General features: G+C 68.5%; 27 protein-coding genes. 12 read left to right on the top strand and 15 right to left on the bottom strand.

The features are described 5' to 3' along the window. Positions 1-148 precede the first annotated feature (148 nt). The 5 genes from ABIB14_RS14885 to ABIB14_RS14865 form a co-directional block, all read right to left on the bottom strand. A complete protein-coding gene (locus ABIB14_RS14885; RefSeq protein ID WP_354236691.1) occupies positions 149-367 on the bottom strand; it encodes a hypothetical protein in 219 nt (72 codons plus the stop codon). A gap of 157 nt (positions 368-524) precedes the next feature. Beyond that, positions 525-1,283, bottom strand: coding sequence for a maleylpyruvate isomerase family mycothiol-dependent enzyme (locus tag ABIB14_RS14880; RefSeq protein WP_354236690.1), 759 nt, complete (start codon positions 1,281-1,283; stop codon positions 525-527). Further along, positions 1,283-2,104 carry a fumarylacetoacetate hydrolase family protein gene (locus ABIB14_RS14875; protein WP_354236689.1) on the bottom strand — a complete coding sequence of 274 codons (822 nt, stop codon included), beginning with the start codon at positions 2,102-2,104 and terminating at the stop codon, positions 1,283-1,285. The genes ABIB14_RS14880 and ABIB14_RS14875 overlap by 1 nt, the downstream gene beginning before the upstream one ends. Next, positions 2,101-3,234 carry a cupin domain-containing protein gene (locus ABIB14_RS14870; RefSeq protein WP_354236688.1) on the bottom strand — a complete coding sequence of 378 codons (1,134 nt, stop codon included), beginning with the start codon at positions 3,232-3,234 and terminating at the stop codon, positions 2,101-2,103. The genes ABIB14_RS14875 and ABIB14_RS14870 overlap by 4 nt, the downstream gene beginning before the upstream one ends. Positions 3,235-3,353: 119 nt before the next feature. Further along, on the bottom strand, positions 3,354-4,175 hold the full coding sequence (locus tag ABIB14_RS14865) for an IclR family transcriptional regulator (RefSeq protein ID WP_354236687.1): 822 nt from the start codon (positions 4,173-4,175) through the stop codon (positions 3,354-3,356). Between the two features lie 48 nt (positions 4,176-4,223). Between ABIB14_RS14865 and ABIB14_RS14860 the strand changes: the two genes are divergently transcribed. The 3 genes from ABIB14_RS14860 to ABIB14_RS14850 all read left to right on the top strand — a co-directional run bounded on the left by ABIB14_RS14860 (position 4,224) and on the right by ABIB14_RS14850 (position 7,475). After that, positions 4,224-5,552, top strand: coding sequence for an MFS transporter (locus ABIB14_RS14860; RefSeq protein WP_354236686.1), 1,329 nt, complete (start codon positions 4,224-4,226; stop codon positions 5,550-5,552). Next, a complete protein-coding gene (locus ABIB14_RS14855; protein ID WP_354236685.1) occupies positions 5,545-6,792 on the top strand; it encodes an FAD-dependent oxidoreductase in 1,248 nt (415 codons plus the stop codon). Before ABIB14_RS14860 ends, ABIB14_RS14855 begins: the two co-directional genes overlap by 8 nt. 167 nt (positions 6,793-6,959) lie before the next feature. Continuing rightward, positions 6,960-7,475 (top strand): mycothiol transferase, encoded by a 516-nt coding sequence (locus tag ABIB14_RS14850; protein WP_354236684.1) that lies wholly within the window; start codon positions 6,960-6,962, stop codon positions 7,473-7,475. A gap of 29 nt (positions 7,476-7,504) precedes the next feature. On the opposite strand, the gene ggt is transcribed toward ABIB14_RS14850, so the two are convergent. The 5 genes from ggt to ABIB14_RS14825 form a co-directional block, all read right to left on the bottom strand. Next, the gene (ggt, locus tag ABIB14_RS14845; protein WP_354236683.1) at positions 7,505-9,334 is read right to left on the bottom strand and encodes a gamma-glutamyltransferase; all 1,830 of its coding nucleotides are present in this window, start codon (positions 9,332-9,334) and stop codon (positions 7,505-7,507) included. An 83-nt stretch (positions 9,335-9,417) separates the two neighbouring features. Continuing rightward, a complete protein-coding gene (locus ABIB14_RS14840; protein ID WP_354236682.1) occupies positions 9,418-9,915 on the bottom strand; it encodes an NUDIX hydrolase in 498 nt (165 codons plus the stop codon). A gap of 235 nt (positions 9,916-10,150) precedes the next feature. Further along, positions 10,151-10,654 carry a GNAT family N-acetyltransferase gene (locus ABIB14_RS14835; RefSeq protein ID WP_354236681.1) on the bottom strand — a complete coding sequence of 168 codons (504 nt, stop codon included), beginning with the start codon at positions 10,652-10,654 and terminating at the stop codon, positions 10,151-10,153. A 256-nt stretch (positions 10,655-10,910) separates the two neighbouring features. Further along, entirely contained in the window at positions 10,911-11,954 is a 1,044-nt protein-coding gene (locus tag ABIB14_RS14830; RefSeq protein ID WP_354236680.1) for an NAD(P)-dependent alcohol dehydrogenase, read from the bottom strand. Between the two features lie 207 nt (positions 11,955-12,161). Further along, a complete protein-coding gene (locus ABIB14_RS14825; protein ID WP_354236679.1) occupies positions 12,162-12,428 on the bottom strand; it encodes a hypothetical protein in 267 nt (88 codons plus the stop codon). Between the two features lie 166 nt (positions 12,429-12,594). Between ABIB14_RS14825 and ABIB14_RS14820 the strand changes: the two genes are divergently transcribed. After that, positions 12,595-15,330 carry an ATP-dependent RNA helicase gene (locus tag ABIB14_RS14820; protein ID WP_354236693.1) on the top strand — a complete coding sequence of 912 codons (2,736 nt, stop codon included), beginning with the start codon at positions 12,595-12,597 and terminating at the stop codon, positions 15,328-15,330. Positions 15,331-15,353: 23 nt separating this feature from the next. Here the strand turns inward: ABIB14_RS14820 and ABIB14_RS14815 are convergent, their stop codons facing one another. Next, on the bottom strand, positions 15,354-15,575 hold the full coding sequence (locus tag ABIB14_RS14815) for a hypothetical protein (RefSeq protein ID WP_354236678.1): 222 nt from the start codon (positions 15,573-15,575) through the stop codon (positions 15,354-15,356). Between the two features lie 274 nt (positions 15,576-15,849). Here ABIB14_RS14815 and ABIB14_RS14810 point away from each other — a divergent pair, with 274 nt between their 5' ends. The 6 genes from ABIB14_RS14810 (at position 15,850) to ABIB14_RS14785 (ending at position 20,281) form a co-directional block, all read left to right on the top strand. Further along, positions 15,850-16,404, top strand: coding sequence for a TQO small subunit DoxD (locus ABIB14_RS14810; RefSeq protein ID WP_354236677.1), 555 nt, complete (start codon positions 15,850-15,852; stop codon positions 16,402-16,404). Then, positions 16,401-16,781, top strand: a complete 381-nt coding sequence (locus ABIB14_RS14805; protein WP_354236676.1) for an Rv1678 family membrane protein — start codon at positions 16,401-16,403, stop codon at positions 16,779-16,781. Before ABIB14_RS14810 ends, ABIB14_RS14805 begins: the two co-directional genes overlap by 4 nt. Then, positions 16,778-17,929, top strand: a complete 1,152-nt coding sequence (fadE16, locus tag ABIB14_RS14800; protein ID WP_354236675.1) for an Rv1679 family acyl-CoA dehydrogenase — start codon at positions 16,778-16,780, stop codon at positions 17,927-17,929. The genes ABIB14_RS14805 and fadE16 overlap by 4 nt, the downstream gene beginning before the upstream one ends. Then, entirely contained in the window at positions 17,926-18,738 is an 813-nt protein-coding gene (locus ABIB14_RS14795) for an Rv1680 family SBP-like protein (protein ID WP_354236674.1), read from the top strand. The genes fadE16 and ABIB14_RS14795 overlap by 4 nt, the downstream gene beginning before the upstream one ends. Next, positions 18,732-19,736 carry an Rv1681 family radical SAM protein gene (locus ABIB14_RS14790; protein WP_354236673.1) on the top strand — a complete coding sequence of 335 codons (1,005 nt, stop codon included), beginning with the start codon at positions 18,732-18,734 and terminating at the stop codon, positions 19,734-19,736. The genes ABIB14_RS14795 and ABIB14_RS14790 overlap by 7 nt, the downstream gene beginning before the upstream one ends. 299 nt (positions 19,737-20,035) lie before the next feature. After that, on the top strand, positions 20,036-20,281 hold the full coding sequence (locus ABIB14_RS14785) for a hypothetical protein (protein ID WP_354236672.1): 246 nt from the start codon (positions 20,036-20,038) through the stop codon (positions 20,279-20,281). Between the two features lie 399 nt (positions 20,282-20,680). Here ABIB14_RS14785 and ABIB14_RS14780 read toward each other — a convergent pair whose 3' ends face one another. Then, positions 20,681-21,373 carry an alpha/beta hydrolase family protein gene (locus tag ABIB14_RS14780; RefSeq protein WP_354236671.1) on the bottom strand — a complete coding sequence of 231 codons (693 nt, stop codon included), beginning with the start codon at positions 21,371-21,373 and terminating at the stop codon, positions 20,681-20,683. A gap of 231 nt (positions 21,374-21,604) precedes the next feature. Between ABIB14_RS14780 and ABIB14_RS14775 the strand changes: the two genes are divergently transcribed. Continuing rightward, a complete protein-coding gene (locus tag ABIB14_RS14775) occupies positions 21,605-22,888 on the top strand; it encodes a class I SAM-dependent methyltransferase (RefSeq protein ID WP_354236670.1) in 1,284 nt (427 codons plus the stop codon). A gap of 107 nt (positions 22,889-22,995) precedes the next feature. Then, positions 22,996-24,018, top strand: coding sequence for a non-homologous end-joining DNA ligase (ligD, locus tag ABIB14_RS14770; protein ID WP_354236669.1), 1,023 nt, complete (start codon positions 22,996-22,998; stop codon positions 24,016-24,018). Positions 24,019-24,030: 12 nt separating this feature from the next. Here ligD and ABIB14_RS14765 read toward each other — a convergent pair whose 3' ends face one another. The 3 genes from ABIB14_RS14765 to ABIB14_RS14755 form a co-directional block, all read right to left on the bottom strand. Further along, positions 24,031-24,246: a hypothetical protein gene (locus ABIB14_RS14765; protein WP_354236668.1), complete on the bottom strand. Its 216-nt coding sequence runs from the start codon at positions 24,244-24,246 to the stop codon at positions 24,031-24,033. Positions 24,247-24,359: 113 nt separating this feature from the next. Then, entirely contained in the window at positions 24,360-24,821 is a 462-nt protein-coding gene (locus ABIB14_RS14760; RefSeq protein ID WP_354236667.1) for a hypothetical protein, read from the bottom strand. Beyond that, the gene (locus tag ABIB14_RS14755) at positions 24,818-25,276 is read right to left on the bottom strand and encodes a cupredoxin domain-containing protein (RefSeq protein ID WP_354236666.1); all 459 of its coding nucleotides are present in this window, start codon (positions 25,274-25,276) and stop codon (positions 24,818-24,820) included. The genes ABIB14_RS14760 and ABIB14_RS14755 overlap by 4 nt, the downstream gene beginning before the upstream one ends. Positions 25,277-25,436: the final 160 nt, after the last annotated feature.

Raw genomic sequence — 25,436 nt, 5'->3', positions numbered from 1 at the left:
CCCCGATCAGCTCACGGATTTCCCCGAGCCCGTCGGCCCATTCCCGTATTTCAGCCACCCACATATTTTCGCCCATCCATCCTGATTAACAGGTTGGCGAAGTCCGATTAAAACGCCGCCAGCGCCAAGAATAAACGCGGCTGTAGTACTAGGCGATCAGGGTGTGCAGATCGACCCCGAAGATGGCCACGAGGGGCCAGAGCATGCTCGCTACCAGGCATTCGAGGATGGTGCCGGGAATGTTCCATGCCACAAGGTAGCCGTGGGTGGCGGCGACGATTACTCCGATGGCAAATACACAAATCCGATCAGGCCAATTCCGCGCCTGCCTGTTGGACGTCTGCCCAACCCACGCATCATCGCTCATCTTCCTCCGCGGGTGTAAATAACTAATAGGTGCGCCCGACGCATTCGGGGAGACAAGCCGGGAGCTTCCGTTTGAGAACAAAACCCAGTAAGTCCAGGCGGGATTGCGGCCGACGACGCTGTCCATGCGTGCCGCGATGGCGTCGGCTTCGAAATGCTCAGATCCATTTCGGGGCGGCCGGTACGGCACCGCCGGCAGCCTCGGCCGCGGGGCCGGCGGCGCTGACGCCGTCGTTGCCCCGGCCGGCGGCCCATTCGACGACGGCGGCCAGCGGTCCGGAGACCAGGGTGGGGGAGTCTGATGTTGCGTCCCCGTAGGTGAGGTTGCGGTCCGTGACCTTGACCACCAGGCCCGCGTCGGTGCCGCGGGCGTGCCAGGCTCCGGTGATGTCGTTGAGCAGGCGCGCCAGGACCCGGACGGGGATGTCCCGGAAGCCGGCGCCGTTGTCCAGGTCCACGGCGTGCATCCAGACTTCCCGGCTGCGCATCCAGACGGTTTCGGCGGCGGGGACTTCCCGGGCCTGGATGGTGCGCACTTTGTGGTGCCACGCGTCCTCGGGCAGGTCCCGCCACTCGACGTTCAAGTGCACAGCGGAATGGTCGAACAGGTGCCGGAGTGCGATCGGAGGCAGCGTGGCGCCGAAGTCAATCTCGTGGTCCCGGACGTCAGTGGACGGGTACATCGGGGTTTCCACGCCGGTGGCCGCCCACTGGATGAGCCGGGCGATGGCGCGGGCGTTGTAGCCGATGTGCGCCGTGACGTGGCGGCGGCTCCAGCCCGGCAGCAGTGAGTCGCCGTCGAGCTCCGCGTCACTGAGTTCGTTCAGTTTCCGGGCGAAGAACGCCGTGCCCCGGCGCGCCTGTAGCAGTGCCGCAAGCAGCTCGGGGTCCGTCGTCTGGTCGTGGCGGGCAACCATCAGGCTTCCTTCACCACGCGGTTTTTCAGCTGTCCGAGCCCCTCGATGGTGGTGACCAGGAACTGGCCCTCCTGCAGGTAGCGCTTGGGGTCCTGGGCGTGGCCCACGCCGCCGGGGGTGCCGGTCGCGATCACGTCGCCGGGGTTCAGCGTGATGATGGTGGAGATGTAGGAGACCAGGAACTCCGGGGTGAAGACAACGTCGTTGGTGCGCGTTTGCTGCTGGACGTCGCCGTCGACGGCGGAGGTCATGAGGCCGCCGCTGAACTCGTCCTTGGTGACCAGGGCGGGACCGAACGGGGTGGACTTCTCCCAGGTCTTGCCCTGCAGCCACTGGATGGTGCGGAACTGGTAGTCGCGCATGGACACGTCGTTCAGCACGGCGTATCCGGCGATGTGGTCCGCGGCGTCGGCTTCGGAAATCCGACGGCCCTTCTTGCCGATCACGACGGCGAGTTCGGCTTCCCAGTCGACGGCGTCGGATTCCTGGGGCAGGGCCAGGTCATCGTTGGGGCCGATCAGGGATTCGGCGTACTTGGCGAACAGGGTCGGGAACTCCGGGACTTCCCGGCCCATTTCCTTGATGTGGTTGCGGTAGTTGTGGCCTACGCAGATGATTTTGCCGGGGGAGGGGACGACGGCGTCGAGGTCGGCGCCTTCAAGCGGGTGGGTGGCGCCGGCCGCGGCTTTGGCGGTCGCTTCCCAGTCTGCGGTGTTGAGCAGTTCGCCGACGTTGGCGAAGCCTTCGACCTCGGTCAGGGTATCCCCGTCCTGGCGGGCGGCCTTGGTTCCGGTAGGGGTGCGGAGGGTGAGGAGTCTCATGCGTTCTTGCGTCCTTCGATGTAGGTGCGGTTGAAGTTCAGGCGTTCGAAAATGGGGGCGTCGCTGAAGCGGAAGAGGTCAAACTCGCTTTCGGCCTGCAGCGACCACGCTGCCCAGGACGGGACGACGAACAAGTCGCCCTTCTCCAGGGTCCGGGTTTCACCGTTCAGGACCACGCGGCCGGATCCTTCGAAGACCTGCCAGACGCTTGAGCCCACCTCGCGCACAGTCTCGGTTGAGGCGCCGGCGCGCAGCCGGTGGAATTCGGCCCGGATGGTCGGCATGACGTCGCCGCCCGTGGTGGGGTTGGTGAAGCGGACGGCGGCGTGCCCCTGGGACACCGTGGCCGGGTGGCCCTCGTCCTCGAGCAGCAGCTGCTCGCGCAGGGCGCGGTCGGTGTACTCCCAGCGGTAGGCGGCGATGGGGGAGCTGGTGGTGTCGTCCAGTCCGGAGAGCGGGCGCAGGCCCGGGTGGGCCCAGAGCCGCTCGGACCGGGAGATGTCCGGGGTGGCCTCGTCGGTGACGCGTTCGGTGCCGAACTCGAAGAAGCCGGCGTCCGCGTAGTGCACGAACGGGATGTCCAGGCCGTCGATCCACGCCATCGGCTCATCGGTGTCGTTGTGGTGGCCGTGGAAGTTCCAGCCCGGGGTCAGCAGGAAGTCGCCGCGGGACATCCGGACCGGGTCGCCGTTCACCACAGTCCAGACGCCTTCGCCCTCGACCACGAAGCGGAAGGCGTTCTGCGAGTGGCGGTGCTCCGGAGCGGTCTCTCGGGCACCGAGGTACTGGATGGCCGCCCACAGCGTGGGGGTCGCGTAGGGGGTATTGCCAAGGCCCGGGTTCGCCAGCGCAATGGCGCGGCGTTCCCCGCCCCGGCCCACCGGCACCAGATCGCCGGCGCGGGCCGCCAGCGGGTATAGGTCGCTCCAACTCCAGACGTGGGGCACCGCCTTGGGCGTCGGGACCATCGGCATCAGGTCCGCGATTTCAGTCCAGAGCGGGATCAGGTTTTCACGGTCGAAATCCCGGTAGAGCTCCTTCAGCTGGGCAGCCTCTTCGGGCGTCGGCTCGGCGGCGGTGTGCCCCGCAGCCACTGATTGATGGGTCGTGTTCTCGGCGCTGATGGACACGCGGGCCTCCTACGTAGGTCAGAGCAGTTCTATTTGGCGTCCTCCGACTCTACGGAAGCGCCAGAGTGACCTCCAACATATTCTGCTGGTCAGAATTGCCTGAAGGGGACTGTCGCTGCTCAGTCGGGTTCGGCCGGATTAGCTGCGATGTCGATCTCCAGCTGCCGGCAGGTCTCCCGGAGGGCGGCGACGAGCCCGGCGTCGAACACGCGGCGGAATCGGGTCGCAGGAGTGGCTACACTGAGCGCCCCCACGACGTGCCCGTGCCGGTTGTGCAGGGCCATGCCAAGGGCGCTCACCCCATCCTCGGTGCCTTCGAAGTTGGCGGCGAACCCGTTGCTGCGGATGGACGCCAGCTCGCGCAGGAATGCCGGATACTCGGTGGCACGGATGGTGTCCCCGCCAATCTCGGCGTTGTTGCTGCGGAAGAGCTGCTCGATCATGGGCGGTTCGAGTTCGGCCAGCATCGCTTTGCCGCCGGACGTCCGGTTGGCGGGCATGACAGTCCCTTGCCGGTCACTGACCCGCAACACATTGCTCCCCTCCACAGTGGCCAGGAAGCGTACTTTCGTGCCCACCCGGACCATGAGGTTTACCGTCTCGTTCAGTTGCGCGGAGAGCAGTTCCATGTGCGGCTGGGCCAGCGAGCGGAGCAACCGGGTCCAGGCCAGGCCGGCCGGTCCTACGCCCATCGCGGGGCCGGGCACGTACCGGCGGGTTTCATCCTGCACCGAGAACCCCCGGTAGACCAGCATGGCCAGCAGCCGGTGGGCGGTGGACGGGGCTACCCCCAGCTCCGCGGCGGCGTCCTTGAGCCGAAGGGCGCCCCCGTCGCGCAGCAGCTGGAGCAGCTGCAGCGCGTTGTCGACTGCTTCGATGGAATAGGTTGGCCGCTTTTGCACGGGCTTCCGGGCCGTCCGCGCGGATGGTTCGTTCTGCACATCAGAATTATATTGTGGTTCACCTGCGGCCGCCAGGACAGTATTGGGATGAATCACACACCATCTGTTGCAACGCAGCAACCGTCCGCGCCAAGGAGGAAAGCCGCCGCCATCTCGGGAGGGCCTGCCTCGAAGTTCCCCAAAAACTCGGCGGCCGCCGTCCTGGTCTGCTGGCTCCTCGTCGTCTTCGACGGCTACGACCTCATCGTCTACGGCACCGTCCAGTCCTCCCTGATTTCCGAGACCGGCTGGGGCCTGAGCAAAGCCACCGCGGGCACCATCGGTTCCATGGCTTTCGTCGGCATGATGATCGGGGCCATCTTCGCCGGCCGGATGGCTGACTCCTGGGGCCGCCGCCGTACCATCCTGGGCTGCGCCATCGTCTTCTCGATCTTCACTATTCTTTGCGCGTTCGCCCCCAGCGCCCCAGTCTTCGGTGTCCTGCGGCTTCTGGCCGGCGTCGGACTCGGCGGCCTGGTGCCCTCGGCCAACGCCCTCGTCGCCGAGTTGGTCCCCGCCAAATGGCGGTCCACCATTGCCACCCTGATTATGTCAGGTGTCCCGATCGGCGGCTCCATCGCAGCCCTCGTCGGGATCCAGCTGATCCCCGCCTTCGGCTGGGAATCCATGTTCGTTGTGGCCGTTGTCGCACTGCTGGTCGTGGTACCCCTCGGCCTGAAGTTCCTGCCCGAGACGCTGGCCCTAGCCGGCGCCACCGGCAAGGGGCAGCAGGCAAAGGAACCCGCCGGGTTCTCGTCGCTGCTCCGCGCGCCGTACCTGGGGATCAGCATGCTGTTCGCCGTGGCGACGATCGCCACCCTTTTCGCCTGGTACGGGCTGGGAACCTGGCTGCCGAACCTCATGCAGCTGGCCGGCTACAACCTGGGATCGGCCTTGACCTTCGCCCTGGCCCTGAACCTCGGCGCGGTGGCCGGTTCGGTCATCACAGCCTGGGCCGGGACCCGCTTCGGCCCGATTCCGACGGCGATCGCCGCGGCCGCCGTCGCCGCCGCCGCCCTCGCGGTCCTCGTGACCGGACCGCCGGTGGGCGTGGTGTACCTCATGCTCGTGCTCGCCGGCGTCGGGACCCACGGCACCCAGTGCCTCATCATCGCCGCCGTCGCGAGCCACTATCCCGGGCACCTGCGCGGGACCGCGCTGGGCTGGGCGCTGGGCACGGGCCGGATCGGCGCCGTCGCCGCCCCACAGATCGGCGGCCTCCTGCTGGCCGCGGGACTGGGCGTCAACTCCAATTTCTTCGCCTTTGCCGGCGCCGCCGCCATCGCGGCGTTCCTGCTGGTTGCGGTGAGCCTCAAACTCAAATCCAACTTCTCGATTTCCCCCTCATCCTCAACAACAGGAGCAAGCAATGTCTGAGTACACCACGTCCACCGATGTCTTGGTCATCGGAGGGGGAATGGCCGGACTGGCCGGGGCCCTCGCGCTACGTGAAAACGGCGCCAACGTCACCCTCGTGGAGCGGGCCCCCGAATTCGGCGAGGTCGGCGCGGGCCTGCAGATGGCCCCCAACGCCTCCCGAGTGCTGCAGCGCTGGGGCCTGCTGGAAAAGGCACTGGAAATCGGCGTCCAGCCCAAGCACCTGGTCTTCCGCGACGCCGTCACCGGCGAGGAACTGACGCGCCAGAGCCTCGGCGGCGAATTCGCCGAACGCTACGGCGCACCCTATGTCGTGATCCACCGCAGCGACCTGCACCGCGTCCTGCTTGAGGGCTGTGAGGCCGCCGGCGTCAAACTGATGAACGACGTCATGGTCGAGAGCGTTGAGACGCTCAACGGCCGCGGCGTGGCCCACACCGCCGCCGGCGTCGACTACGAGGCCGACGTCGTGATCGGCGCCGACGGGCTCAAGTCCTCGCTGCGTCCGCTCGTCGCCAACGACGAGCCGGTACCTTCGGCGTATGTCGCCTACCGCGGCACGGTGCCCATCACCGAGAACACGCCCAAGGCCGACCTTGAGGACGTCATCGTCTACCTTGGCCCGAACTGCCACCTGGTCCAGTACCCGCTGCGCAAGGGCGAGCTGCTGAACACCGTGGCCGTCTTCAAGTCGCCGTCCTTTGAACGCGGCGAGGAACAATACGGCGGAGTGGACGAGCTCGAGGCAGCCTACAAGGACTGTGTCCCGGCGGTGCAGGAAGCGCTCAGGAACCTGGCCACCGACGTCCGCTGGCCCATGTACGACCGCGACCCGATCGAGAACTGGGTGGCCGGCCGGATGGTGCTGATGGGCGACGCCGCGCACCCGATGCTCCAGTACCTGGCCCAGGGCGCCTGCCAGGCGCTTGAGGACGCCGCCGTGCTGCAGGACGCCTGCAGCGGCACCGTCTTCACCGCGGACGGCGTCAACCCGGAAGCCTGGGACGGCGCGATCAAGGAATTCAACAACATCCGCACCGCTCGCACGGCCCGCGTGCAGCGCACCGCCCGCGTCTGGGGCGAATCCTGGCACGTCTCGGGACTGGCACGCGTCCTCCGGAACCTGCTGTTCAAGAGCCGCAAGGACGGGGACTTCCAGTACAACGACTGGCTGTACGGCCAGGAGGGCGACGGTTTGCCGGCAGTCCGCGCCGGCCGCGCGGACAGCATTCCGGCCTGACCGGCCCCTACCGCCGCAACGCGGGGTCATCCAGCGCTGTTCCGACGCCTCGGATCGGCGCCGGGTGGCCCCGCGTTGCGTGTTCCACGGCAGGATTCCCTCTGGCTCCCCGGCGGGCATCCGTGCAAACATGGGCCACAGTGTCAACACGCCGGAAGGGGACTGCAGTGAAAACCGCTGAACTGCTGTTGGACGGCTTTGGCCGGATCCGCCAGGCCGTGGCCGCCACACTTGAGGAGGCGGACGCTGCGGCCCTGGCCCGGCGGCCGGTGGGCAACGGAAACTCGATCGCGTGGCTGCTCTGGCACCTGAGCCGGGTGGAGGACGCGCAGCTCGCCTCCGCCGCCGGGCTGGAGCAGACCTGGATTTCCCAGGGGTTTGCCGCCCGATTCGACCTGCCGTTGGCCCCGCGGGACACCGGCTACGCCCACAGCACCGAGCAGGTCGACGCTGTCCAGGCTGCGCCGGAGCTGCTGCTCGCCTACTACGACGCCGTCCATTCGCAGACTGTCGGCTTCCTGACCACCCTCGACGACGAGGACCTCGACCGAATCGTCGATACCCGCTGGGATCCGCCCGTCACCCTCGGCGTTCGGCTGGTCAGTACCCTCGCCGACTGCCTCCAGCACGCGGGGCAGGCCGCCTACCTCAGGGGCCTGCACACCGCGCGTCCCGGCGCCTAACGGCCGGGCTCCGTCCGCTCCACCGGACCCTATCTCGAACGGTTCAGCACCATCGCGGAGCCTCCGCCGCGCCGGACCGGCTCGGCTGCGGCGACCATCTTCCCGTCCGGCCTGAACTCGATTGCGGTCGCCGCGCCGATCTCAGCCGCCGAGGTGAACGCGTCTCCGGACGGCGTGAACCGGTGGCCGAACGGCGCCAGCTCCTTGCCGAACGCCGCGATGAACTCCGGCTCGGCCGTGACCTGTGCGGTATTCCGCTGGGATGCGCGCGGCGCCGCGATCGCCGCCGAAATGTCCATGCCCAGGTCCACGCGGTTCAGGATGGTCTGCAGGACCGTTGTGATGATCGTCGACCCGCCCGGCGAGCCCAGCGCGAGGAACGGGGCCCCTTCCTTGAGGATGATGGTCGGCGCCATCGAGGAGCGCGGACGCTTGCCCGGCTCGATCCGGTTGGGATCCTTGGCGTCGTACACGGTGGAGAAATCGGTCAGTTCATTGTTCAGCAGGAACCCGCGGCCGGGTACCACCATGCCCGAACCGCCGGTCTGTTCGATCGTGAGCGTGTACTCGGCCACGTTGCCCCACTTGTCCGCGACCGTCAGATTCGTGGTCGAGATGTTCTCGGTGTCCTTCTCAGCCGCCAGCGGGGCAGCGTCGGAGGGGCACACGCCGTCGTAGCCGTCGACGTTCCCCGGCGCCACCGGTTTGACCGCCGCACGCTGCGGGTTGATCTGGCAGGCGCGTTCCTTACCAAACAGCGGGTCGGTCAGGGCGTCGGTGGGTACGTCCACCTGCGCCGGGTCGCCCACGTACTTGGCGCGGTCGGCGAACGCCAGGGCACTGGCTTCCAGGTATTGATGCAGCGCGCCGGCGGCGGACATCCCGGACAGGTTGACAGGGTCCAGGATGTTCAGCGCCTCGCCCACCGTGGTGCCTCCGCTGCTCGAGGGCGCCATGCCGAAGACGTCCAGGCCGCGGTAATTCACTTGGGTGGGGGCCTGGTCGAGCGCGCCGTAGTCGGCGAGGTCCGCCGTCGTCATGAACCCGGCCGGGACGGGCAGGCTGGTTCCTGGGGCCTTCGCTGGAGCCTGGACGGTGGCCGCGATCTCCGCCGCCAGGGGGCCGGTGTAGAAGCTGCGGGTGCCTTGCTGCGCGAGAAGCCGGTACGTGGCGGCGAGGTCGTGGTTTCGGAAGATGCTGCCGACAGCGGGGGCGTCGCCGCCGGGGAGGTACAGGGAGCTGGTCGCAGGGAACGCGGCAAAGCGGGCCTTGTTGTCGAGGGTCTGCTGGCGGAACGTCTCATCGACCACGAAGCCGCGGGTCGCGACCTTGATGGCGGGCTTGAGGGCATCGCCCAGGTCGAGGCTTCCCCAGCGGGCCAGTGCGCGTTCCCACGTGGCCGGGGTGCCGGGGACCCCGACGGACACGCCGCTGGTGACGAGTTCGGGAGTGAAGCGGTAGGGCTTGCTGGTCTTCGGGTCGATAAAGGCATCGTGCGGCATTTTTGCCGGCGCTGTTTCGCGTCCGTCGATCGTACCGACCTTGCCGGTCTCGGCGTCGTAATAAACAAAGTAGCCGCCACCCCCGATCCCGGCACTGTAAGGCTCGGTGACGCCCAGGGTAGCGGCCGCGGCGACGGCGGCATCCGCCGCGTTTCCGCCCTTACGAAGCACCTCGATCGCAGCTGCCGAAGCCTCCGGGTCCACACTGCTTACGGCACCGCCGTAACCGGAGGCCGTAGGGGTCTTTTCAGTCTCGCGCGGGTCGGCGGCCGCGGGGCTGGCGACGGCGGCACCGGTCACGCCCAAGGCCAGCGCCGCCGTGAAGGCGGACAGTCGACGTCCTATCAGATGGCGCATGGTCACTCCCGAGCCGAAGTCCTGTGAACTGACACTTGGGCACATTACTCGGGCGCGGTAGGACAATCAATGCCTATTTATTGTCACGTGCGTGACCAGCTGCGGTGCCCCGCGTCCTCCGACAGATGCCGGACGAGCGCGTCCAGGACCGGAAGTTGGCCGCGCACCAGCTTCGTGCGGGCGTCGGTCTCGCGGACCCACGCTGCGCCGTCGACCTCCGGGTATTGGCGGACCACGCCCGATCCGCGGGGCCATTCCAGCGGAAAGGTGTTGCTCACGATCTGCCCGGGCTGGAAGTCCGCTTCGGCCGTGAATACCGTGATGACCTTGCCGGAGGCCTGCCGGAAGCTGCCCAGCGGGAAGTAGTCGACGGCCGGTGCCGGCGTCCCGATTTCCTCGGCGAACTCTCGGTGTGCGGCCGCAAGCGGGTCTTCGTCCCCGGTATATTCGCCTTTCGGAAGGGACCAGGCCGCCTCATCTTTGCGGGCCCAGAACGGCCCGCCCATGTGGGCGATCCATATCTCCAGAAGCGAGTCCGTGGTGCGGCGGTACAGCAGCAGGCCGGCGCTTCGGACTGTCATGACGGTCTCCTGTCAGCTGACCGGGTAAGCCTCACCACTGCTGCGGGTCGTTGAGCGCGCAGCTCTCTTGCTGCACTACCGCGCGCTTTCCTGCTAGTCCGGCTGGCGCTCCGTCGGGGACATTCGTCCCTCGTGATCGGAGTCAAGCAGCCAGTCGAGGACGTCCATCCGCACAAGCTAGCACCGGCGCGTTCGGGTGGGGAAGGGCCCGGCCGGAAGCCACCGACCTGGGCCCTCAGTCGACGTCTTCGTCGGCCCGCCGGCGGAAATCCCGGGATAGGTACAGCGCCAGCGCGGCTGAATTTCCGCTGTCCACCGCGACGGCCACCGTTGTTCGCCCCAGGGCATGCAGCGCGTGCAGGCTGTGGCCCAGCAGCTCCTCCGCCAGCCCCTGCCGGCGATGATCGGGATGGGTGAACAGTTCGGCGATCACGGAATCCCAGTCGCCGGGGCTTCCGGCGGCCGGTTCGGTGACAATGATGGCAGCCGCGAGCTGCCCATCGGGTCCGGCCACGACGGCGGATGCCTGCGCAACGTGCGGGCCCTCGGCTCCGTCTAGGAGTGCGTTGATCCAGCCGTCACTTCGGTCCGGGGGCTGAGGCAGGCCGTCGGCGTACGAGTCCCGGTACATCGTGGACAGCTGATCGAGGTCGGCGGCCCGAATTGGCCGGATTGCTGCGACGGTCCGGCCGCCGTCGCGGGGGGCCGTGACTGCCGTCAGGATGATCAGTGGATTCACAGCGACCCTGCTCTCTGTTGCAGCGGCGACTCCTTGGAGAGTCCTTTCCAGCTTGGGCCCGCAATATTTCAGCAGCGTTTCCGGTCAGTGACATCCCGGCGTCGGGGAGGTCGACGGGAGGTTAACGGTCTCCGGGCCCTGAGTTTTTGGCATATCATCCTCCCAAATACGGTGTCCGGCAAGGGGGTCCGGCGCTGCGGGGATCCCGTCGCGCCGGACCGTTTCCGCGTCGTACGTCCGGAACCGACGCCGGGGATTAGGCCAGGGTGGCGGCGTCAATCACGAAGCGGTAGCGCACGTCGGAGGCCAGGACGCGTTCGTAGGCCTCGTTGATCTTTTCGGCCGGTATGACCTCGATCTCGGCGCCGAGGCCGTGCTCAGCGCAGAAGTCCAGCATTTCCTGCGTCTGGCGGATGCCGCCGATCATCGAACCGGCGAAGGACCGGCGTCCCGCGATCAGCGCGAACGCGTTGACGGGCAGCGGTTCGGCCGGCGCTCCGACATTCACGAGGGCGCCGTCGAGGGTCAGCAGCTGCAGGTAGGAGCTGATGTCGATCGAGGCGCTGACCGTGTTGATGATCAAATCGAAGCTGCCGGCGAGCTCGGTGAAGGTGTTCTCATCGCTCGTGGCAAAGTAGTGGTCCGCGCCGAGGCGGAGGCCGTCTTCCTGCTTCTTGAGCGACTGAGAGAGGACCGTAACCTCGGCGCCCAGGGCGTGGGCGATTTTGACTGCCATGTGGCCGAGTCCACCCAGACCGACAATGGCCACCTTTTTGCCGGGCCCGGCGTTCCAGTGGCGCAGCGGCGAGTAGGTGGTGATGCCGGCGCACAGGAGGGGCGCCGCGACGTCGAGCTCAATGCCCTCGGGGATTCTCAGCACGAAGTCTTCGGTCACGACGACGTGGGTGGAGTAGCCACCCTGGGTGATGGTGCCGTCACGGTCCACGGCGCCGTATGTACCCGTATTGCCCTTGAGGCAGTACTGCTCCTCACCGGCCCGGCAGTTGACGCACTCGCCGCAGGAGTTCACCATGCAGCCGACGCCGACGCGGTCACCGACCGCGTGCTTGGTGACGGCGTAGCCAATCTCGGTGACGATGCCGGCGATCTCATGGCCGGGGGCGAGCGGGTAGGACTTCGGTCCCCAGTCGCCGCGGACGGTGTGGATGTCCGAATGGCAGATGCCGGCAAACTTAATCTCGATGAGGACGTCATGCGGGCCGACATCGCGGCGCTGGATGCTGGTGGGGACGAGGTCCCCGGCGGCCGACGGGGCAGCGTAAGCGTTTACGGTAAACAATTTTTCTCCAGTGTGAGTCGGTTGTGCAGCAGCGGTCGTGGGGGAGAGTGAACCCCGGTTCAGGGCCGGATGGGCACATGCAGCGCCTGCCGGTCCGCCCGGAACCTCGTGGCCGGCAGGCAGGTCGCCCTGAGCCACTGCCACAGTAGGGGCAAACGCACGCGCTGCCCGGTTTGTTCCGCCATCTTCATTGACCGCCGCGGCCGGTTAGCCGGCAAGGCCCGGCTGGACGCGGACGAACTCGATCTTGATGCCGGCGTCGGTCCTCTTCCTGGGGGACCGGGAAAAGCCCTTCGCATCCAGATGGTTTTGGGTGCGGTACTCGGCGACGGCGGCGTCGTAGGCCGCGTTCAGTTGCCGGCCGGTGCATTCCTCGGACGAACCGTCGGCGAAGCCGATGATGATCGGAGCGCCGGCGGGGAAGTGCCGGGTCATGCGGATGAAGCCTTCGGTGTCCTGCTGGAGCTTAATCAACGGTGTTCCGCCTTCGTCATCGGGAAGGTCCAAGTCTTCCGCAAAACAACCCCTGCCACTACCGGCGACGCGGCCCGGGGCGGAGAAACAACCCGGAGCAAACCGCAAGAGCCCACAATATTGGGGGTCACCGTATTTTGCGGGGGACAATGGAGCCGTGACCTCAATGCCCGCCGCCCACGACCCAGCGCACCGGCTGTTCGACCTTGATGCCATCGGCGCCGGCCTGGTTTTTGCACGGGCGCTGGGACCCCTGACCGACGCCCTGCACGCCGGCTCCGCGGCAGGGGCGGCAGTGGTCGAGGCACCGCCGGGAACGGGTAAGACCACGCTGGTGCCCCCGCTGCTGGCCAACCTCGCCCTGCGCGGCGACGGCGACGGCGACGGCGACCGCGCCCGGCGCGTCGTGGTGACCCAGCCACGCCGCGTGGCCGCACGGTCCGCGGCGCGTCGTCTGGCCGAACTGGACGGCAGCCGGCTCGGCGACCGGATCGGCTATACGGTCCGCGGGGACCGCCAGGCCGGCCCCGGGACCTGGGTCGAGTTTGTGACGCCCGGGATCCTGCTGCGCCGGCTGCTGGCCGATCCGGGTCTGGAGGACACCGGCGCGGTGGTCCTCGACGAGGTCCACGAACGCGGTCTGGAAACCGACTTGCTCCTGGGCATGCTCGCCGAGGTCCGCCAGCTCCGCGGGGACCTCACGCTGGTTGCCATGTCCGCGACCCTGGACGCGGCCCGTTTCGCCGCCCTGCTGGGCGACGACCCGCTGGCGAATATGCCGTCCAAGCTGCCGGCTAACAGCCCCGCTGGAATCTCTCCGAACGTCGACGGCGGCGGCGCGGCTCCCGTCGTCGGCTGCCCTTCCGCGCTCTACCCGCTGGACGTCCAATGGGTGCCCGCTCCCGGCCCCCGGCTTGACACCCGCGGCGTGACCCGCGCTTTCCTGGACCACGTGGCGGACACGGCCGCCCGCGCTCACGCCGCGGCGCTCGCCGCCGGACGGGACAGCGACGCCCTGGTCTTCGTTCCGGGTGCACGGGAGGTCTCTCACGTCGCCGCCCGGCTACGCGGCCGGGTGCCGGCTGAGGTGTTGGAGCTGCACGGCCAGGTCGGCCCGGCCCTGCAGGACCGGGCCGTGTCCGGCCGCGGGCCCGGCGAACCGCCGCGGATCGTCGTCTCCACCGCGCTCGCCGAATCCTCCCTCACGGTTCCGGGCGTGCGCCTGGTCATCGACTCCGGCCTGTCCCGTGAGCCGCGGCGGGACGCCGGGCGCGGCATGACCGGCCTTGTGACGGTCTCCTGCTCGCGGGCCTCTGCCGAGCAGCGCGCCGGCCGGGCTGCCCGGCAGGGCCCGGGACTTGTGGTGCGCTGCTATGACCAGAAGAGCTACGGCGCCGCACCGGCCCACCAGACTCCGGAGATCGCCGTGGCCGACCTCACCGGCGCCGCACTGGTCCTCGCCTGCTGGGGATCGCCCGGCGGCCGCGGGCTGGCCCTGCCGGACGCCCCGCCCGGCGCCGCGATGGACGAGGCGGTTGAAGTGCTGCGCGAACTGGGCGCCGTAGGACCGGCCGGCCTCGCCACGGAACTGGGCAAGAAGCTGGCCCGGGTCCCTGCCGATCCGCGGCTCGCCCGGGCCCTGCTCGACGGAGCGTCCGTCGTCGGACACCGCATCGCGGCGGAAGCCGTCGCAGTCGTCGCCGGTGGCGAGCGAGCCACCGGCGCCGATCTGCCCGGACTCCTGCACGCCCTGCGGTCCGGCCGCGACCCGGGGTCCCGGCGCTGGTCCGATGACGTCCGCCGGATGGAGTCAATAGCCCGCCAGCCGGAGCCCGGTAGCGGCACCCGGGCGGCCGCGGCGCGGACCGCAGCGCCCCGGACCACCGCGCCAGCGGCCACCGGCGGCGGCCCGGAAGGCGTTGGATTCGTCGTCGCCCTTGCCTTCCCGGACCGGGTGGCCCGCCGGGTACCGGGAACGGGCGAACGGTACTTGCTCAGCTCCGGCACCCGCGCTGGACTCCCGCGGGGGAGCCGGCTCGCCGGCCACGAATGGCTGGCCGTTGCCGAGGTTTCACGCGCCGAAGGGCAGGACTCTGCCGGTACCGGCGCCGTCATCCGGTCGGCTGCACCGCTGACGGCGGACGCTGCGGAGGCCGCCGCGGCGCACCTGCTCGTCGACTCGGTGGAGGCCGGGTTCGGCCAGGGCCGCGTCACTGCCCGCCGGGAACGCCGCCTCGGCGCGATCCTGCTCTCCTCGACGCCCGTGCGGCCGTCCGCGGCGGAGGGCCGCACCGCGGTGGCACGGGCCCTGGGGCAGGCGGGGCTGCAGGTCATCGGCTGGTCCGCGGCAGCGGATGCCCTGCGGCGGCGCCTGGCGCTGCTGCATCGAGAACTGGGAGATCCGTGGCCCGACGTGTCCGAGCAGGCCTTACTGGCCAGGCTGGGCGAGTGGCTGGCGCCCGAACTCGAGGCCCTGGCCGCCGGAGCCGCCACCAGCAGCATCTGCCTGGCCGAGCCGTTGCGTCGTCTGCTGCCCTGGCCCGGGGCGGCCCGGCTGGGCGGGCTGGCGCCGGAGACGCTGCTGGTACCCAGCGGCTCGCGGGTCCGCATCGACTATCCCGCGGTGGGGGACGACGGCGGCCGGCCGGTGGTCGCGGTCAAGCTGCAGGAGTGCTTCGGCTGGGATCAGACGCCGAGGCTGGTGGATGGCCGCGTCCCGGTGCTGTTCCACCTGCTCTCGCCGGCGCAACGGCCGCTCGCCGTGACCGACGATCTGGCGTCGTTCTGGTCCGGGCCCTACGCGCAGGTCCGGGCCGAGATGCGCGGCCGCTATCCGAAGCATCCCTGGCCGGAAGACCCGTGGACCGCCCCGGCGACGGCCAGGGTCAAAAGCAGGATGTGATGGCAGGGCCCGGTTTCCTGGAGCTAACCTGCATCCGCGCCATCCCAGGCCACGTGGACCCAGCGCTGCCCCTCCCCGTCCCAGGATTCGGAATGGCCCAGCAGGGCAATGTCCTGGAAGCTGACCTCGATCCCGTCGCGCTGAAGGCCTTCGCGCAGTTCCTGGGTGGCCTCGCGGACCGCTGAAACGACTGCCTCGGGATGGTCGGATTCGACGCGCCGGGAGGCTTCATATGGTTTGCTCATGGGCACCATCTTTCAGCTTCGGAGCCGTAATGGGAACCACCACCGCGAACCCGATCCGCCGGGCTCAACTGCCGAGCACCCGCCCGCCCTTGAACCAGCAGACGGCGCGCCCCGGTCGACGCCAGGTCCATCGCGGACTTCGTGCCACACCGAGCCAGGAACCCAGGTTCCGAGATAATCTGCACGTAAGTTGACATGTGTTCATGGGCCGTGTTCGTAATTTGCGCGGCTTTTGATATTGCGTGCGGCCGGCTGCGGGTCCTTAATGAGTGCCATGGGCATGGAGCCGGTCATGGCAGCTAAAACCACCGCCTCCGTAGAGGCGGGCGGGGACGCGCGGCTGCGGCGCGGGGGTGTTGCTGCGTTGCGCATCGGCGTGGCGCTGCTATGGATTCAGAACGTGGCCTGGAAAGTGCCGCCGGATTTCGGTGAGCATGCAAACACCGGATTGTACTTTTTCACGCATTTCGCGGTCGACCACCCGGTGTTTCCCCCCTATTCATGGTTCGTTGAACACGTGGTGCTGGCCAATTTCCCCTTTTTCGGGTGGATGACGCTGCTCATCGAGGCCGGCCTCGGTGCGTTCCTGCTGATCGGGCTGGCCACCCGGTTCTGGGCGGTGATCGGGCTTGCCCAGTCGCTGGCGATCATGCTGTCCGTCCTGAACGCACCCAACGAATGGCACTGGTCCTACTATCTGATGATCCTCGCGCACGTCGGGATCTTCGCTACCGCCGCCGGGCGGAGCTTCGGGATCGACGGTGTCCTGCGCCCCGGCTGGATGCAATCCACCGGACGGCTAGGGGCGCTCCTGGTGAGGCTCTCATGACCGGGCGGCGCTTCGATCTTCCTGCGCTGGTCCTTGGTGTGGCCGCACTGCTGGCCTCTCTTTTCGCCTTCTCCACCGGCGGACCGGCGCCGGTGGACTTCATCCACGTGCGCGGTGCTGGTCTGATCGTGATCGTGGTGTTGGGGATCCTCGCCGTGCTCGGGGGGGTGTCACGCCGGCGTGTTTTGGTGATCGTGGCCGGTGCGGGTTTCGTGGCGGCCGCCGTGATTCAGCTGCTGCAGGCCGGCCAGCCGGTCAATTGGCTCGGCGGGGATGGCTCGACCCTGGCGCTGATGGGTGGCCTGGGGCTCGGGCTGCTCGCCGTTGGACTGACACCGCATACCCTCTCCACGGCCACAGACAGGAAGGCATCGTGAACGTGAACGAACGGCTTGATCCGGTACTGGCCGTTGCCCGGGTGCATGCCCGCGACGTCGACGCCGATGCCCGGTTCCCAGAGGAAGCTGTCGCAGCCTTGCGCGAGTCGGGGTTGCTCGGGCTGACGCTGCCGGTCGAGGCGGGTGGTCTTGGGGGCGGACCGCACGAACTGGTGAAAGTCCTTGGTGCACTGGCCGGGGTCTGCGGGTCGACCGCCATGATCTATCTGATGCATGTCAGTGCCGCGATGCCGGTGGCGGCCGCACCACCACCAGGTCAGCCGGATCTGCTGGCCGATCTGGCAGCTGGCAAGGCACTGGGTTCGCTGGCGTTCTCAGAGGCCGGATCCAGGTCGCATTTTTGGGCGCCAGTGTCCCGGGCAGGGCTCAACGGTTCGGGGGTGCGGCTTAACGCCGCCAAGAGTTGGGTGACCTCGGCCGGTCATGCCAACGTGTATATCGTCTCGACGCTGACGGCGGACGCCGACGGCGTTGATTTGTTCGCGGTCCCGGCGGCCACACCCGGCGTCAAAGTGGCCGGCAGATGGCGCGGCATGGGGTTGCGCGGCAACGCCTCGACCCCCATGACCTTCGACGCCGAGGTGCCCGGAAGCTACCGCCTCGGTGCGGCCGGCGCCGGGTTGGACCTGATGCTCCAGACGGTGTTGCCGTGGTTCAACCTGGGCAACGCGGCCGTGTCGGTCGGATTGTCCCGGGCTGCGGTGGACGCCGCGATCCGGCACACCAGCGCAGCCCGGCTGGAGCACCTGGATGAGGCCCTGTCCGCCCTGCCGACCATCCGCGCCCAATTGGCGCGGATGTCCATCGAGCTGGCGTCGACTGCCGCCTACCTCACCCAGGCCGCCGGCCGGTTGGTCGAGCCAGCAGAGGACACCATGTTGCACGTACTGGGGGTCAAGGCCGCAGCCAACGACGCGGCCCTGCACATCACTGACGCAGCGATGCGTGTTTGCGGCGGGGCGGCGTTCTCGGAGCACTTGCAGGTCGACCGGTACTTCCGCGACGCCCGGGCCGGCCACGTCATGGCCCCCACCGCCGATGTGCTCTACGACTTCTACGGAAAGGCCATCACCGGACAACCGCTCTTTGGGAGTGAACCTTCCACGCCCGCGGAGGTTCCGGCATGAGTGCACCGCTTGTCGTAGGTTCGGTTGCGTACACGCCGAACGTGGTCACCATCTGGGAGGGCATCCGAGAGTACTTCGCCGGCACCCCCGCGGAAATGGATTTCATGCTCTTCTCCAACTACGGCCGCCAGGTGGATGCGCTGCTTCAGGGCACGATCGACCTGGCTTGGAACACCAACCTGGCCTGGGTACGCACCGTCGCGCAGACCGAGGGCGCCTGTCGGGCGCTGGCCATGCGGGACACCGACGCCGTGTTCAGGACGATGTTCGTGGCCCGAACCGGCAGCGGACTGGGCGGCCTGGCGGACCTAAAGGGCCGCAGGCTGGCGCTGGGTTCCCGCGATTCGGCGCAGGCCGCGATCCTGCCCGTACACTTCCTGACCCGCGCCGGGCTCGCCGACGCCGACGTGGACCTGCTGCGGATGGATAGTGACGTCGGCAAACACGGCGACACCGGCCGCAGCGAACTTGAAGCCCTGCGTGCGGTCCTCGATGATAAGGCCGACGCTGCCGCGATCGGCATCAACACCTGGGAGGCAATCGGACGTGATGAGCTGATGCCCGGGGCATTGGAGCTCTTCTGGGAGTCCCCGACGTACAGCCACTGCAACTTCACAGCGCTGCCCGCCCTCCCGGAGGAGCGGTCCGCGCCCTGGGTCGAGCACCTGATGGCCATGGACTGGGACAACCCGGCGCACCGGCCCATCCTTAAAATGGAGGGCCTCCGCCGGTGGGTGGCTCCCCGGATGGAAGGCTACGCATCGCTGTTCGAAGCCGTCCGTGAACAGAAGATCGGTCCGCGATGGTAAACAGTTCCCTGGTCCTGGACTTGGTCGAAGCAGTCGTCACCGTTGCCGATGGCGCCACCGTTACCGTTCGGCTGGGTGCGGGCGAGCAGGGCCAGCTGATGCAGACGGTGGCCGCATGGTGCGCCCGGTCAGGCAACGAACTCCTCGAAGTCCGGGACGGGTCCGCCACGATCCGGCGCGGCCACACCCCGGACCCGCTTGCTGGTCTGGACCCCGGGCAGTTGCCGGGGACGCGCTTGTGGATGTACACGAACTTTGACTGTAACCTTGCCTGCGACTATTGCTGCGCCCGGTCCTCACCGCAGACCGCGCGGCGGGCCCTGGGGATCGACCGGGTGCGCCGGCTGGCCGGGGAGGCCGTGCAGGCCGGGGTCAGCGAGCTGCTGCTCACCGGGGGGGAACCGTTCCTGCTGCCGGACCTCGACGACCTCGTGGAAGCCTGCACTGCCGAGCTGCCGACCACGCTGCTGACCAACGGGATGCTCTTCCGCGGCCACCGGCTCGAACGCCTTCGCCGAATGGACCGCGACAGGCTCGCGCTGCAAATCAGTCTAGACTCCGCCACCCCGGACGCTCACGACAGTCACCGCGGAACCGGATCTTGGGCCCGGGCCGTGGCCGGCATCCGGATCGCGCAGGACGAAGGATTCCGGGTCAGGGTCGCCGCGACCCTGCCCGCAGGACAGACCCACGAACTCCAGCCGTTCCACAGCTTCCTCGACTCCCTCGGCATCGCGCCCGCTGACCAAGTCATCCGCGCCCTCGCCCACCGCGGCTACGCCGACACCGGCCTGGAGCTGACCATCGAATCGCTCATCCCCGAAGTGACCGTCACCGCCGACGGCGTCTACTGGCACCCCGTCAGCGCCGACGACACCGATCAACTCATCACCGCGGAGATCTTTCCGCTGGCCCAGGCCATCGCTGAGGTCCGCCGGCGGTTCAGCGAATACCGCGCGCGTGCCGACGCCGCAGCCAAATGGTTTCCCTGCGCCTGAGCGGACCGGCCATGGGCCGGGCCACCGCGCGCCGGCTGCCCCGGGCCCGGGATGCCCCTGCCGCCGCGCCCCGCGTCGGAATTTGTGGTCTTCTACGATTGCAGTGGGTCGATGCGCGGTGAAGACCTACGATGCGTTGCCTCACCGGTACATGGAACACCCCCAGCTTCGAGCCGAACACCTTGCGGCCTGCCTCAGTCCGGCACCGGCGTCGACAGCTGGATCGGCCTCGCCGCTGACGGCGGCTTTTGGGCGCTGACACTGCGCCACCCTGACGGGGCCTGACCCGCGGCGTGCCCATGTCCGCGCCGACCACCGGAGCGGGGCAGCACGAACGGCTGCTCCAGGCAGGTCACCGTGGCGGTTTGCTCCCCCAACTGACCGACGTGGACACCATCGACACCGCGGCGGAGGTCTCCGCACAAATCCCGCACAGCGGATTCGCCCGGGCACTGCAGGCGGCGCTGGCCCAACGCGGGGCCGCAACAACCGAAGCCGCCGGTGGGATCCGGGAATCTCGGGCTGCATTTATGGAGAAACTATGAACAACGCCGGACGACGTAGCCGTCTCGGCGAGCGCAGGGGACACCGCACCCTCGGCTGCGGCAGGCGCACCGGCCCGGCCGTACCGCGATGAAGAGCGGCAGCGATAAAGGCGCCGAGACCGAGAGGATAGGCAGAATCAGAGAGTGGACCCCGAGAAGCCGCTCATTGCCGTAATTGGCACTGCTGAACTCTGTCGTCCGGCGCGGGCCGGCTCGCCATGGTTCCCAGTCGCCGCCATCGCCGCGGTTTTGACGGGACGGCAGCCACACCCTGGCGGATGCTGTGGCCGGAAAATCCCTTTTTCTTCGCCACCTTGGTGGGTTCGGCCGTGTGCTGGCTGACGACTCGGCCCGCTTCGCCTGGGACGGGATTGTACGGAAAGCCGGCCTGCGTCCCAGTCAGCCGACGCACTCGGCGGCCGGGGACGTGCTGTGCTGCCGGATGAAGTCCGCCACGGGAGCCGCCAGGTCCGCCCCGATTTCCTCCGGTGTCCGTTTCCTCCCCGCCACCGCGAAGGAATGGTCCCCGCCTTCACGCCATTGCAGCGTCGCGGCGGGGCCTATGCGCGCCACGACGGACTCCAGCAGCCCGCGGGTGGCGAAGGTATCCCTGGTGCCCTGGAGGAAGAGCATCGGCACGGTGAGTCCGTAGAGATGCCCGTCGCGCAACTTTTCGGGCTTGCCCGGCGGATGCAGCGGATAGCCGAGGTACACCAGCCCCGCCGCGGGCATGCCCTCCGCGACCGCCATCGACGCCATCCGCCCGCCGAAGGACTTCCCGGCGGCCCACAGCGGTTCGCCCTCGGAACAGGCGGCGGCCGCGTCCATCGCCGCCCGCCAGGCCCCGATGGCCACTGGCGGCCTGTCCGGGAACTTCCGGCCCGCATCGCGGTACGGAAAGTTGAAGCGCAGGGTTGCGACGCCGTCGTCGTTCAGGGCCGAAGTGAAGCCGCGCAGGAACGGGTGCTCCATCCCGGCGCCCGCGCCGTGGGCCACCACCAGCGTCGCGAACGGATCAGCGGGCCGGGCATAAACCGCCGAAACAGCGCTGCCTCCGACGTCGACGACCAGTGGGAGTTCAGCTGCGGCCATGCAGTATTCCGTGCAATGACAACCCGACCCACACACCAGTCTTGAACGCGTCCTCTCGGGACGAAAAAGCCTCAGCCATGTGAACCACCCTAATCACCAGCTCAGGGGAGTACCAGCGCGGGCCGCCGTGCGGCGCGCAACGGAGGGTTGGGGACGTCCGGCACCTGTTCCGACGACCCGGTTACCAATAGATTGGGGCAGAGGCACGCCGCCGACTGGGAGGAAAGAAGCATGTCGACTACCGCTGGAGCCGCATCCCGGCTAGCCGGAGCGCTGGCCATTGTGCTCGGAACCAAGGACATTCCGCTTCGGCTACGCGCCTGGGACGGTTCGGAGGCCGGACCGGAGGGAGCCCCCCTGGTGGTGTTCCACTCGCGCCGGGCGCTGCGGCGGATCCTATGGTCACCCGGCCAGCTGGGCCTGAGCCGGGCCTACGTCGCCGGCGACATTGAAGCGCCGGACGACATCTTCGCTACCGTCGCCGCCCTCAGTTCGGTGGGTAAATTCGCCGAGCCCGGGCCGTTCCGCAGGCCCACGGTGCGGGAACTGTGGGCCCTGGCCGTTGCCGCGGTGCGGCTCGGCGCGCTGGGCCCGAATCCGGCGCGGCCTCCGGAAGAAGCCCGGGTGGCACGCAAGGGCCGCCGCCACTCCCGCGGACGGGATGCCGCCGCCATCTCGCACCACTACGACGTCGGCAATTCCTTCTATGCGCTCGTGCTGGGCCCGTCCCTGGTCTATTCGTGCGCCGTCTGGGACAGCCCGGACACCGGCCTGAATGCGGCACAGGAAGCAAAACTCGACCTGGTCTGCCGCAAGCTGGGACTGCGGCCCGGTCTGCGGGTCTTGGACGTCGGCTGCGGCTGGGGCAGCTTCGCTCTACACGCCGCCCAACGTTACGGGGCCGACGTCGTCGGAGTCACGCTCTCTGCGGAGCAAGCCGAACTGGCGCGGAAGCGGGTGGCGGAAGCGGGGCTGACGGACCGGGTGGAGATCCGGATCCAGGACTACCGCGATGTGGACGACGGCCCCTTCGATGCGATCAGTTCCATCGGCATGTCCGAGCACGTGGGCCGCGAAAAGCTGGGCCACTACGTGTCCCGACTGCACGCGCTCCTGCGCCCCGGCGGCCGGTTGTTGAACCACGCCATCTCGTGGAACGCTGGCCCGACCGACCCGGATCCCGATTCTTTCATTCCGCGGTATGTCTTCCCGGACGGTGAGATGCTGAGCCTGGCCGAGATGATCGGCGCCCTGGAGGGCGGCGGCTTCGAAGTGCTCGACGTCGAGGCCCTCCGCCAGCACTACGCCTTGACGCTGCGGGCCTGGGTACAGAACCTGGAGAGTCACTGGGACGAAGCGGTTCGGTCCAGCAGCCTCGGCCGGGCCAGGGTCTGGCGGCTGTACATGGCCGCCAGTGCGCTCGGATTCGAGGCCGGAATCACCGGAGTCAACCAGGTTCTGGTGCAACGCCCCGGCGGTGCTGAACCCCCGTTGCGCCGGACCGCATGGCTCTGACACCGGCCGGCGCCGGCGCAGCCGACAGCGCCTGCCCGCGCAGCTGCAAGATCATCCGGCGGCGCGTGCCGCTTTCGTGGCTCGTAGCTCCGGGGTAGTTTGTCCTCATGGCGCGGGAAGAAGTAAGGGTCTCCGTGGAGGGGCCGGACGGCAGCAGGGAAGTCAGGATCTCGAGTCCCAGCAGGCTGCTGTGGCCCGAGGCGGGCCTGACCAAGCTGGATCTAGTGCAGTACATGATCGACGTCGGGGAGTCGTTCCTGGCCGCGAACGGGAACCGGCCCATCACCCTGCAGAGGTTCTCCGGCGACGTCGACGGCGAGCAGTTCTTCTCGAAGAACCCGCCCAGGGGCGCCCCAGACTTTGTCGGCGCCGTTGACGTCGTCTACCCGAGCGGCAGGTCCCATCCCCAGCTGGTGATCGATGAGATTGCCGCCGCGGTGTGGGCCGTGCAGATGAACACGGTGGTCTTCCACCCTTGGGCGTCGGGAGCAGGGAACCCGGACAACCCGGATCAGTTGAGGATCGACCTTGACCCGCAGCCCGGCACCGGCTTCCCTGATGCCGTTCCCGTGGCCCGGGAGCTGCGCAAGGTGCTGGCCGAGGCGGGGCTGACCGCCTTCATTAAAACCTCCGGTAACCGCGGACTGCACGTCTTCGCGCCGATCGAGCCGGTACATGAGTTCCTCGAGGTGCGCCACGCCGTCATCGCCGCCGCGCGCGAACTCGAGCGACGGATGCCGGAGAAGGTCACCACCGCCTGGTGGAAGGAGGAACGCGGCACCCGGATCTTCCTCGATTTCAACCAGGCCAACCGTGACCGTACCATCGCCGGGGCCTACAGTCCGCGCGCCCTACCCGCTGCCACCGTGTCCTGCCCGCTGGGCTGGGACGAGCTGGACGGCGCGGACCCGCAGCAGTTCACCGTGGCCACCGTCCCCGGGCGGCTTAAGGCTGTCGGCGATCCCTGGGCCGGCATGCACTCCCGCCCGGGCGCCATCGGCGTCCTGCTCGGGTGGTGGGAGCGGGACCTGGCCGCAGGCCTTGGCGAGCTTCCCTTCCCGCCGGACTTCCCGAAAATGCCCGGCGAGCCGCCGCGGGTACAGCCAAGCCGGGCCCGGACCAAGGACTGAGGCCGGCACCTTTCACTGGACCAGTTCCGGGTGGCGCAGTTCGACACGGCGCATCCGCTCCAGGACGGCGACGTCACGGCCGAACGGGAGCAGCAGCAGCGCCAGCGCCGCGTCGGGCTCCGCGACCAGCGCCGCGGCGGGCTCCGAGGACGATGAGGAGCGCCCGGCGCTTGCCGGCGAAGGACACCGGTGATGGTGAGCACCGTGCAGGCCAGCAACTCGCTGCAAGGTAGGCGGCCGCTGCAGACGTCAGTCCGGCCATCATACGGCCGGATTCGGGTTGCATAGACACCTCGCCCACATGCTCGCAACGCACCGTTCAGGATCGACCGCGCGGTGGATTATCGGCCCACGCGCCGGGCAGTGCCGGCGCGTCTGGAACGGGCCAGTCCGATGCCGGCCAGCACCGCCCCGGTGGCCTCCGCGACGGCGCTGGCCGTCTTCTCGAAGTACCAGACGGGCTCGTACATGGCCGGGAACGGGCCAAACGCGGGCAGGTCCACGTAACGATATAACACGACGGCGGCGACGGCACTTAGCGCCACGAGCAGGGCGAAGGCGTAGGCGGCCCGGGTTCCGCGCAGTAACACGGCCAGCGCAGCCAATGCGGCCGCGGCGGCCTCGAGCAGGAACAGGTTACCTTGGCCGATGCCTTGCGGCGACCCGGCCTGGTAGCCGGGAGCGAGATGGAAGTGGACGCCGGCGTCGGTCAGGAGGGCAACTGCCGTCAGCGCCCGTAGCGCCAGATCCAGTCCCCGGCCCCGTCCCCGGGCCAGTACGCCGCGACGGAACGGTACGCTCATTTGACCGTCAGCGTCCCGTGCATCTTGGAGTGGTAGGTGCAGTGGAAGGCGTAGGTTCCGGGCGCGGACGGCGCCGTGAAGGTAGCCGTCCCACCGCTGCCCTTGACTTCGACGTCGAACGCCGAACCGGTGTCGGCGGTGACGGTGTGCTCGGCGCTGTCCATGTTGGTCACGGTCACCGTGGCGCCGGCAGGGACAACCAGCGGCGCACCGTAGGCAAAGCCGCTGATGGTGATTGCCGCCGTCGAACTTGCCGCGGAACCTGCCGCCGCCGAACCGCTGGACATGGTGCCGGGGGCGCCGGAGCCCATGTCCATACTCGCTGTGGCCGACGCGCTGGCCGGGGGAGCCGTGGCGGTGGTCGACGCCGCCGTCCCGCCCCCCGCAGCGCACCCCGCTGCACCCAGTAGAACCGCCGCAAGCAGCAGCGTGACGCGTGTATTCCCGGTTTTCATGACGCACCCTCTCATTCCGGCTGTGCTTGACCTGGAATTGACCTTGGAAGTGAAACTGCCCTGACTCAATTCTGCTCCTGCTGCGGCCAAATAGCGTCGGAGCGGAGGGCGGGCATCCGGTCGGAATGCTGCCGGAAAGGGGCGCTGCCGCCGGGTGGAT

It is taken from the genome of Arthrobacter sp. UYEF3 (genome assembly GCF_040546245.1).
In the GTDB taxonomy this organism is placed as follows: Bacteria; Actinomycetota; Actinomycetes; order Actinomycetales; family Micrococcaceae; genus Arthrobacter.
This window is presented reverse-complemented; position numbering and strand designations above follow the sequence as displayed.